This is a genomic window from Cupriavidus sp. 22TCCZM04-2 (assembly GCF_057798895.1).
Genome location: NZ_JBYOJS010000012.1, coordinates 184,664 through 195,052 on the forward strand (window position 1 = coordinate 184,664; position 10,389 = coordinate 195,052).

Genomic DNA, 10,389 nt, shown 5'->3' on the forward strand with positions numbered 1-10,389 from the left:
TTTGAAAAAATCCTCGATTGTGGGAAACCCACGCCGCCCCTATGCTCTTTCCTGACACAAGGACAGAGGAGACAGGCTTCCATGAACGCGATTCCCGGCACCCCGACCGATTCCATCGTCGAACTCGACGCTGTTGCCGTGTCACGGGCCATCCAGGCGCGCGAGGTGTCGTGCGTGGAGGTGCTCGATGCGTACCTGGCGCAGATCGACCGCCACAATCCGCGCGTCAACGCCATCGTCGCGCCGGTGGACCGGGACACGCTGCGCAAGCAGGCGGCGGGGCTCGACGACGAACTCGCCCGGGGCGCCCGCCGCGGCCCGTTGCACGGTTTCCCGCAGGCGCCCAAGGACATCATGCCGGCCGCCGGCATGGTCACCACCAAGGGGTCGCCGATCTTCGCGGGCCAGGTCAGCCAGACCGACGCCGTCATTTTCGAGCGCATGCGCGCCGGCGGCGCACTGTTCGTCGGCCGCACCAATTCGCCCGAGTTCGGGCTGGGCGGCCATACGTACAACCCTGTCTATGGCACCACCCGCAACGCGTGGGAGCCGGCGCGCTCGGCCGGCGGCAGCAGCGGCGGGGCTGCCGTCGCGGTGGCGCTGCGCATGCTGCCGGTGGCCGATGGTTCCGACATGATGGGATCGCTGCGCACGCCGGCCGCGTTCAACCATGTCTATGGCCTGCGCACCTCGTTCGGCTGCGTGCCGCACGGGCCGGCCGACGAGGTCTTCTTCCAGCAATTCAGCGTGGCCGGGCCAATGGCGCGCAATGTGCCGGACCTGGCGCTGCTGCTGTCGGCGCAGGCGGGGTTCGACGCGCGCCTGCCGCTGACGCGCCGCGCCGAGGCCCCGGGCAGCTTCGTCCTGCCGCCGGAGAGAGACTGGACCGGCGTGCGCATCGGCTGGCTCGGCGACCTTGGCGGCCATTTGCCAACCGAAGCCGGCTTGCTCGACACGTGCGTCATGGCGCTTAGTCACCTGCGTGCGCTGGGCTGCACGGTCGACGCTGCGCTGCCGGACTTCGACCTTGAGCGCCTCTGGCACGCGTGGATCGACCTGCGCAGCTTTGCCGTGGCGGGCGCCAACCATGCGCTCTATCGCGATCCCGCCAGGCGGGCCCAACTCAAGCCGGAGGCCGTCTGGGAAATCGAACGCGGGCTGGCACTGACCGGTCCGCGCGTGTATGAGGCCATGAGCGAGCGCAGCGCGTGGTACCAGGCATTGCGCGCGCTGTTCGAGCGCTTCGACTACCTGGTCATGCCGGCCGCGCAGGTCTTCCCTTTCGAAGCCGAGCTGGACTGGCCGCACGCCATCGGCGGCCGCGACATGGACACCTATCACCGCTGGATGCAGGCCGTGGTGCCGGCGACCATGGCGGGACTGCCGGCCCTGGCGGCGCCAGCGGGTTTCAGCCGCCAGGGGCTGCCTGCCGGCATCCAGATCATCGGACCTGCGCAGACCGACGCCGCGGTGCTGCAGCTCGGCCATGCCTACGACCATGCGAGCGGCTTCTCTCGCCTGCGCAGCCCGTTGCTGGGGTAGGCCTCAAGGCGTCAGGTTTGTCGAGCGGGTGGCCCGCCGCCACCCGCATTGCTTCGCTTTCTCCCGTTTTTTCCCCGCTTTCCCCTAAAAAACTGCAGGCAGGAGTTGAACGATGACCGCAACGCCCACGAAGCTGTTCCTTGCATGCGCTGGCCTGGCCGCCGCGCTGGCCACGACGCCGGCCGCGGCGCAGGGGGCCCACTGGCCCGAGCATCCGATCCGGCTGGTGGTGCCGTTTGCGGCCGGCGGCGCGACCGACGTGCTGGGCCGCTTGCTGGCGGTCGGCCTGAGCGAGAAGCTAGGGCAATCGGTGGTGGTGGAAAACAAGCCAGGGGCCAGCACGGTGATCGGCGCCACGCAAGTCGCGAAGGCCACGCCGGACGGTTACACGCTGCTGCTCGCCGCGAGCACCACGCTGACACTGAACCCGGCGATCCGGCACAACCTGGCGTACGACCCGGTCAAGAGCTTTGCGCCGCTGGGACTGGTCGCGGACATGAGCCTGGTACTGGTGGTCACCCCCGGGATCCCCGTCAATTCGCTGAAGGATCTCGTGACCCAGGCGAAGGCGAGTCCCGACAAGTTTTCCTATGGCTCTTTCGGTGCGGGTTCTTCGGTCCATTTCGGCGGGGAGATGCTGAAGGCAGCCACCGGCACGCGCATGGTCCATGTCCCGTTCAATGGCAGCGCACCCAGCCTGACCGCGCTGGCCGGCGGCCAGGTGCAGGTCGCGGTGGACACCGTGGTGGCCAGCCTGCCGCTGATCAAGGGCGGCAAGATCAAGCCGCTGGCAGTGCTGTCGGCGCAGCGGCTGCCGGCGTTGCCGCAAGTGCCAACGGTGGCGGAAAGCGGCTATCCCGGGTTCCAGATGGGCACCTGGTTCGCGTTGATGGCGCCGGCTGGCCTGCCTGCGCCGGTACAGCAGAAGCTGGAAAAGGCGCTGGAGGAGGTCGCCAATGCGCCGGCGACCAGGGCGCGGATGGTCGAACTGGGGCTGACACCGGCTTATGGCAATGGCGCGGCGGTCAAGGCGCGGGTCGAGAAGGAATTGCCGGAAATGCGCGCCGTGGCGGCGCGCGCGGACATCCGGGCGGAGTAGGGGAGTAGGGAAGCAGGGGGGCGAGGCATTGCGTATCTACTAGCCAATGGATTTCCTCCCCCTCGGCAGTCGTCACGGACGCCATCAGGCCGGAATGGGCTCGCTGCCGAAGCATTCCAGTTCGCGCGCCAGGCTTTGCGCGGCCAGCATAACGAGTGCCTCGCCCTTTTGCGGAGTGGCCTGTCCCGGATCGGAGCCGATGCGGCCGTCCGGGTAGCGCGCGCGGAAGTCGAGTGCGTCGCGGATTGGGCCTGACGGGGCGATTCGTGGCACGTAGTCGGCGTGCTTGATGGCATCGGGGAAGGCCCATTGCGTAATGGCGATTTCCGAGGGGGTGGCGTGCGACCCATGGCCGCTCGGAAACTGCTCGCGCGCCAGGTCGCCCACGCCATCCAGGTCCCACCAGTTGCAGAGCTTCAGGGCGAAACCCGCGCGTCGCCGGCCAAAGCTTGCCTCGGCGTAGATCTCGGAGAACGCGGCTTCGATCGAGGCGATATTTCCGCCGTGCCCGTTGAGGAACAGGATCTTCTCGAAGCCATGGCCTGCCAGCGAGCGTGTCCAGTCACCGATCGCGGCAATGAAGGTGGACGGGCGCAGGCTGATGGTGCCCGGAAAACCCAGGTGATGCTGGGCCATGCCGGTATTGAATGTCGGCCCGACCAGGATGTCGGCGACTTTCTCGGCTTGGCGCGCAATGATCTCCGGGCACAGCCAGTCAGTCCCAAGCAGGCCGGTGGGCCCATGCTGCTCGTTGGAACCGATCGGGATGACGATGGTGCGGCTACGCTGCAGGAACCGCTCGATTTCAGACCAGGTCGACAGATGTAAAAGCATGTTGTGACTCCTTTCCTTGCCCGCCCCAACAGAATCGGACAGTTTGACATGGCAGCACACCCTGGCGACCCGGTTTTCCGGTTGAACGGCAGCCAGCGCGCGCTGCTTCGAGGTTGATTACCGCTTCGCCGGCAGCTTGTTCGCCAGGATGATCAGCGCTGCGGCCAATGGCAGGAAGGCAAGCACGAGCAAGCCGGCGTGCAGGGTGCCGGTCGCCGTCTTGGCCCACCCGATGATGGCCGGTCCCCAAAAGCCGCCCGACAATCCGATCGTGTTGATCAGCGCGATGCCACCGGCTGCCGCCGGACCTTTGATGTACTCGGCGGGCATGGCCCAGAACACGGTGTAGGCCATCCACAGGCACATCGTGGCAAGGGTGAGCAAGACCAGCGAGACGGCGAGACTGCCACCGGCCAGAGTCGATGCGCCAAGCAACAGCCCGGCCGCCATGGCGGGTACCGCGCAGTGGATGCGTCGCTCGCCTACCCGGTCGGACCTGCGCCCCATGAAATACATGCCAAACGCGGCGGCCACGTAGGGGATGGCCGAGTACCAGCCAAGCTGCACCGTGTCGGACACGCCGAGCGCCTTGATCAGGCTCGGGAGCCAGAAGCTGATGGCATAGATCGCGGCAATCAGGCAGAAGTAGGCCAGTGCCAGCACATAGACGCGCGCGTCTCGGGCCACGGCCCTGAAGGCGTGCTTGTGGCCGACAGGAGCCCCCAGTTCGGCTTCGAGCAGGCGCTGTTCCCGCGTGGTCAGCCAGGCGGCGTCCGCCGGGCGGTTTGGCACGAACCGGAGCGACAGAATGCCGAGCAGGATGCAGGGCAGGCCCTCGACCAGGAACATCCACTGCCAGCCCGCCAGGCCGGCGGTCCCGGCGAGCGTAGTCATCAGCCACGCCGAGGCCGGGCCGCCGACAATGCCACCGATCGGCCCCGCCAGGAAGACAATGGCGATGGCCCGGGCCATGCGTTGCGGACCATACCAGCAGGACAGGTAGTAGATCATCCCCGGGGCGAAGCCCGCCTCGAAGATGCCCAGCAGGAAGCGCATGGCATAGAACATCGGCACATTGCGCACGAACAGCATGCAGGCGGAGGTGATGCCCCACAGCACCAGGATGCGGCTGAACGTCTTGCGCGCGCCAATGCGAGGCAGCATCAGGTTGCTCGGTATTTCGAACAGCACATAGCCGATGAAGAAGATGCCCGCGCCGATGCCGTACGCCGCATCGGAGAAGCCAAGGTCGCTCTGCATCTGCAGTTTGGCAAAGCCCACGTTGACCCGGTCAAGGTAGGCGAACAGGTAGCAGATCATCAGGAAGGGAAGCAGCCGCCAGTTGATCTTGCTGTAAAGCGCGGTCGCGCTGTCAACGGCGCTTGCGGTCGGGTTTGCAAACATCCTGTCTCCTTGGTATCGCCTGTGGATGGCGTCTTCTGGAAACGGATCGTGACAGCGCGGAGTGTTCCGGCAAACAGCAACTGTGTTCACGGGTTGTTGCCTTTTGAGCAACGCAGGTGACTGATACGGCGCAAGGCGGCAAGCCATGATGCGCACAAGCCGCGTGGTTGGGGTAAGGTGGGCGTTTCCCCGACACATCTGTCCTGCGAACATTCCAGAATGCGTGAGATCAATCAGCAGCGTTTGCGGTATTTCCGGGAGGTGCTGGTGCACGGGACCATCCGTGGGGCGGCTGACAGCCTGAACACCTCGCCGTCCGTCATCACGCGCCAGATCCGGCTATTGGAAGAAGAGCTAGGGGCGATGCTGTTCGAGCGGGAGCCGCGCGGGCTGCGTCCGACGGCCGCGGCCGCGCACCTGATCGAGTTCTGGCGCGGCTACCGATCGCACCAGGAGAAACTCGAAGACGAGCTGCACGCGCTGCAGGGGCTGCGGCAAGGCGAGGTCCACCTGGCGATGAGCGAGGGCTATGTGGATCCGCTGGTCAATGAAGTCCTGGCGCCGTTCTGCGCGCAATACCCCGAGCTCGACATCCGGCTGGATATCCTCCCGGTCGATGACGTGCTGAACGAAGTCGCGGAAAGCCGCGCGCACATCGGCCTGGCCTACAATCCGCCTCCGCATCCGCGCATCGCGTATCGGGCGAGCGCATCGCAGCCCGTGGTGGTGCTGCTCCGGCGCGACCATCCGCTGGCCTTGCGGGGCGGTCCGGCGAGCATTGGCGACCTGCAGTCCTATCCGCTGGCGATGATGCCGCCGTCGTTCGGCGTCGGGCACGCATTGCAGATGCTGGAATTTGCCGAGAACATCCGGATTCGCCCGACGCTGGTGAGCAATTCCCTCACTGCGCTCAAGCAGTTCGTCGCCTACGAAAACTTCATGACGTTGATCGGCGAGTTTGCTGCGTATCGGGAGATCGCGGCCGGCACCCTCGCTGTGGTGCCGCTTGACCATCCGCTTTTCCAGGGAACGCAGGCGCGGTTGCTGGTCAAGGCCGGTCGCCCTTTGCCGGCGGCGGCGCTGGCGCTGCTGGACCATATCTCGCAGCGAATGACGATGTTTTCCGGCGAAAGAGAATGAACGGGATTTCGCCGGACGTCATTCTCGCCGGCGATCCCGCATGCCTTCGACACCGACAAGCCTGAAGCCTACCCGACAAAGGCCTTTTCCAGCACGAAATGGCCCGGGTGGTTCATATTGCCTTCCACGAAGCCGCGCGCTTCGAGCAGCCCGCGAATTTCCTTGAGCATGTCCGGGCTGCCGCACAGCATGACGCGATCGCGTTCGGTCGAAAAGGGCCCGACCTCCAGACGGTCGAACAACTCGCCGGTCTCGATCAGTTCGGTGATCCGGCCGCGGGTGTGGAAATCCTCGCGGGTGACGGTCGGGAAATAGACCAGCTTCTCGCGTACCAGTTCACCGAGGTATTCGTGCTGCGGCAGGTGCTCTGAAATCAGTTCCTGATAGGCCAGCTCTTCCACATACCGGCAGGTATGGGTCAACACGATCTTGTCGTAGCGCTCGTACACCTCCGGGTCGCGGATGATCGAGAGAAACGGAGCCAGGCCAGTGCCGGTGGCGAGCAGCCATAGCGTCTTGCCTGGCAACAGGTTGTCGACCAGCAAGGTGCCGGTCGGCTTTTTGCCGACGAAAACCGGGTCGCCGACTTTCAGGTGCTGCAAGCGAGACGTCAACGGACCGCCCGGAACCTTGATGCTGAAGAACTCCAGCGTCTCTTCGTAATTGGCGCTGGCAATACTGTAGGCGCGCAACAAGGGGCGGCCATTGACTTCCAGGCCGACCATGGCGAACTGGCCATTCTCGAAGCGAAAGCCGGGATCGCGGGTGCAGGTAAAGCTGAACAGCGTGTCTGTCCAGTGGTGAACGGTAAGTACCGATTGCTGGTTGAGGTTGCTCATGAGGAAGTCAAGCCGGGTGCGGGGACTGCGGAATGTTAACGCGAATCCGGGGAGGGCGCAGAAGGCGGGAGCAGAGGAGGGGGGCCTCATACGCCCACCGGCGTTGTCTACGCTGAAACGCTCCGGCTGCCGCGGCGATCGTGCTCAATGCAATTTTCCGTGCAAGTCCAGCGGCACCGGTTGCGTCAGCGTCTCGGGCCGCAGGATCCGGTCGAGTTCTTCCTTCGACAGCAAGCCCTTGCGCAAGACGATCTCGTACACGCTGCTGCCCGTGGCATGGGCTTCCTGGGCAACGGCCGTCGCATTCGCATAGCCGATGTACGGGTTGAGCGCCGTCACGACGCCGATCGAGTTCTCGACCGTGGCGCGCAGCCGGTCGGCATTCGCGGTGATGCCGTTGACGCAGCGCTCGGCAAGCGTCAGGCAGCCGTTGCGCAGATGGCTGATGCTTTTGAACAGGCTGTGCGCGATGATCGGCTCGAACGCATTGAGCTGAAGCTGGCCGGCCTCTGCCGCAAAGCTGACCGTGATGTCATTGCCGATGACCTCGAAGGCGATTTGATTCACGACTTCGGGGATCACGGGGTTGACCTTGCCGGGCATGATGCTGGAGCCGGCCTGCATCGGCGGCAGGTTGATCTCGCCCAGCCCCGCGCGCGGCCCGCTCGACAACAGGCGCAGGTCGTTGCACGTCTTTGAAAGCTTCACGGCAACGCGCTTCAACACGCCGGAAAGCTGCACGAAGGCGCCGCAGTCCTGTGTCGCTTCAATGAGATTGGGCGCGGTTTCCAGGGGGATGCCCGTGATCTCGCGCAGGCGCCGCAGCACCACCGGGGCATACGAAGGATGTGCGGTGATGCCGGTTCCGATTGCCGTCGCGCCCAGGTTGATCTCGCAAATCAGCATGGCGGCTTCGCGCAGGCGGGCCTCGTCCTCTCCGAGCATCACGGCGTAGGTGCTGAATTCCTGCCCCAGCGTCATCGGCACGGCGTCCTGCAGCTGGGTGCGTCCCATCTTAATGATGTGGGCGAACTCGTCGGCCTTCGCTTCGAAAGCGCGCCGCAGGACCGCCATGGCGTCCACGAGCCCGATGATGCCGAACCACGTAGCGACCTTGAGCGCGCTGGGGTAGACATCGTTCGTGCTCTGCCCGATGTTGACGTGTTCGTTCGGGTGCAGGTGCTGGTACTCGCCACGCTGGTATCCGAGCAATTCGAGGGCGCGGTTGGCGATGACCTCGTTGGCGTTCATGTTGGTCGAGGTGCCGGCGCCGCCCTGAATGACATCGACGACGAACTGGTCATGCAGCTTTCCGCCAATCAGTTCCTGGCAGGCACCGACGATGGCATCGCATCGTGCCGTGTCGAGCAGGCCCAGTTCATGGTTAGCCTGTGCGGCGGCCTGCTTGATTGCGGCCAGCGCCTTGATCAGTTCGGGGTAGATGGAAATCGGGGTGCCTGTGATCGGAAAATTTTCTACCGCGCGCAGGGTGTGTACACCGTAGTAGGCCTGGACAGGAACCTCGCGGTCCCCCAGGAGATCATGTTCGATTCTGAAGAGTCCGGCCGTCATGGTTACGCTCCTTGCGTAGAGGCAATGCTGGGAAAGACAGTCTATGGATCCGGACGCACTGGCACCACAGCCAATGCGCAGATTTCATGGATTTGTGCTGCCTCGTTTCTCGTTATGCCTAATCAGCATAAACCCTCGGGAGCAGAGCGTTACAGCGCGGCTGCGTCCGGGCACCCAGCGCAAGCTTTCGGATGCATGCTCATTTGCATGAGCCTTGATTTAACATAATAACCATTATGCGTGACAACGTTGTAGCGGCAAAGTTGTAATGTCCGGTTTTGGCAAAGTTCAAATGTCCGCCTGAGTGGTCCATTCGTGGTATTCAGCCTGCCCGGTTGAAACACGATGGAGACGCCAGAGGATGGCTAAATCCGAGGTCATTACAGTCAGCATGCATGAGTTAGACAGGCTCAAGACCGTCCAGGCGGTCGTGGATGGTCAGTTACGGCCTGGTGTGGCCGCCGAACGGTTGGAGATCACGGACCGGCAATTGCGGCGGTTGCTGGAGCGCTACCGGCAAGAAGGCCCGTCAGGGCTCGTGACCCGCAAGCGCGGCCGCCCGAGCAACAACCGGCTGCCGGCCGACCGTGAAGCCGCGGCGCTGAACCTGATCCGGGAACACTACGTCGACTTCGGGCCGACGCTGGCCTGCGAGAAGCTGCGCGAACGCCATGGACTCACGTTGTCCAAGGAAACGATACGCCGCCTGATGACGGCATCTGGGCTTTGGATACCGCGCAAACAGCGGCCGCCGAAGGTCTACCAGCCGCGCAACCGCCGTGCCTGCTATGGCGAGCTGATTCAGATCGACGGCTGCGATCACCGCTGGTTTGAGGAACGCGCGCCGGCCAGCACGCTGCTGGTCTATGTCGACGACGCCACCAGCCGGATCATGGAGCTGCGCTTTACCCATTCCGAGGCCACGTTCACATACTTCGCCGCGACGCGCGCCTATCTGGAGCGCCATGGCAAGCCCGTGGCGTTCTACAGCGATAAGGCCAGCGTGTTCCGAGTCAACAAGCCGAACGCGACCGGCGGCGATGGCCATACCCAGTTTTCCCGGGCCTTGTTCGAGCTGAACATCGAGGGCATCTGCGCCAACAGCAGCCAGGCCAAGGGCCGCGTCGAACGGACCCACCTGACGTTACAGGACCGCTTGGTCAAGGAACTGCGCCTTCGCAATATCAGCACCATGGAAGCTGCCAACGCCTTCATGCCCGAATTCATCGCGGACTACAACGCGCGCTTCGCCAAGGTCCCGCGCAACAGCCATAACGCCCATCGTCCGCTGCGACCGGACGAGAACCTGGATCTGATCTTCGCCTGGCGCGAGCCGCGCTGCGTCTCCAAGAGCCTGACGATCCAGTACGACAAGATGCTCTACCTGCTGGCAGATACACCCGAGCATCGGAAGTTGGCCGGTCGCTATATCGACGTCTATCACTACCCCGACGGCAGGATCGAGCCACGCGCGAATGGCGTCGCCCTGCCCTACACCATCTACGACAAGCTGTCGGAAGTCGATCAGGGGGCAATCGTGGATAACAAGCGGCTGGGGCACGTATTGCAACTGGCGCAGTACGTTCAGGAGAAACGCGACAACACGCGATCTCTCTCTTTGCCTGCCACCGAAGGCGTTGTCCGCAAGCGTGGGCGACCGCCAGGCAAGAAGTCACAGCGCTCGCTGGATCAGAACGACATGTTGGAAGCGCTAAAACGCTTACAGCAGCAACCGTGGCCGCTTAACGGAACTGAGAACTGATTTCCGCTTACTCCTGGGAATTCAAATCCGCCCTGCTGGAATGACAGCCCCACCCTGAGCTGGACTCCGTCGTGTCAGGCCAGCACCACCGCCCTACGGGAACCCCAAAAGACTGAACAAACAAGCTGAAAAGACGCCGGACAACCGGACATTTCAACTTTGCTGGAGCCCGGACATTTCAACTTTGCCTCGACAAA

At 64.0% G+C, this 10,389-nt stretch carries 8 protein-coding genes; 4 read left to right on the forward strand and 4 right to left on the reverse strand.

Translation table 11 applies throughout. From position 1 onward, the window contains the following. Positions 1–81 precede the first annotated feature (81 nt). Together AC3FKG_RS18885 and AC3FKG_RS18890 are read left to right on the forward strand one after the other, a co-directional pair. The gene (locus tag AC3FKG_RS18885; protein ID WP_488743842.1) at positions 82–1,542 is read left to right on the forward strand and encodes an amidase; all 1,461 of its coding nucleotides are present in this window, start codon (positions 82–84) and stop codon (positions 1,540–1,542) included. A gap of 112 nt (positions 1,543–1,654) precedes the next feature. After that, positions 1,655–2,641: a Bug family tripartite tricarboxylate transporter substrate binding protein gene (locus tag AC3FKG_RS18890; protein ID WP_488743843.1), complete on the forward strand. Its 987-nt coding sequence runs from the start codon at positions 1,655–1,657 to the stop codon at positions 2,639–2,641. An 84-nt stretch (positions 2,642–2,725) separates the two neighbouring features. Here the strand turns inward: AC3FKG_RS18890 and AC3FKG_RS18895 are convergent, their stop codons facing one another. Both AC3FKG_RS18895 and AC3FKG_RS18900 read right to left on the reverse strand, forming a co-directional pair. Beyond that, on the reverse strand, positions 2,726–3,475 hold the full coding sequence (locus AC3FKG_RS18895) for a creatininase family protein (RefSeq protein ID WP_488743844.1): 750 nt from the start codon (positions 3,473–3,475) through the stop codon (positions 2,726–2,728). A gap of 117 nt (positions 3,476–3,592) precedes the next feature. Continuing rightward, positions 3,593–4,879 (reverse strand): MFS transporter, encoded by a 1,287-nt coding sequence (locus AC3FKG_RS18900; protein ID WP_488743845.1) that lies wholly within the window; start codon positions 4,877–4,879, stop codon positions 3,593–3,595. A 219-nt stretch (positions 4,880–5,098) separates the two neighbouring features. On the opposite strand from AC3FKG_RS18900, the gene AC3FKG_RS18905 reads away from it, so the two are divergent. Then, a complete protein-coding gene (locus AC3FKG_RS18905) occupies positions 5,099–6,019 on the forward strand; it encodes a LysR family transcriptional regulator (protein ID WP_488743852.1) in 921 nt (306 codons plus the stop codon). Between the two features lie 68 nt (positions 6,020–6,087). Here AC3FKG_RS18905 and AC3FKG_RS18910 read toward each other — a convergent pair whose 3' ends face one another. After that, positions 6,088–6,858 carry a ferredoxin--NADP reductase gene (locus AC3FKG_RS18910; RefSeq protein ID WP_483714504.1) on the reverse strand — a complete coding sequence of 257 codons (771 nt, stop codon included), beginning with the start codon at positions 6,856–6,858 and terminating at the stop codon, positions 6,088–6,090. 144 nt (positions 6,859–7,002) lie between these two features. Further along, positions 7,003–8,430 carry an aspartate ammonia-lyase gene (gene aspA, locus AC3FKG_RS18915; RefSeq protein ID WP_488743846.1) on the reverse strand — a complete coding sequence of 476 codons (1,428 nt, stop codon included), beginning with the start codon at positions 8,428–8,430 and terminating at the stop codon, positions 7,003–7,005. A gap of 361 nt (positions 8,431–8,791) precedes the next feature. On the opposite strand from aspA, the gene AC3FKG_RS18920 reads away from it, so the two are divergent. After that, positions 8,792–10,192 (forward strand): ISNCY family transposase, encoded by a 1,401-nt coding sequence (locus AC3FKG_RS18920; RefSeq protein WP_488743847.1) that lies wholly within the window; start codon positions 8,792–8,794, stop codon positions 10,190–10,192. Positions 10,193–10,389 lie beyond the last annotated feature (197 nt).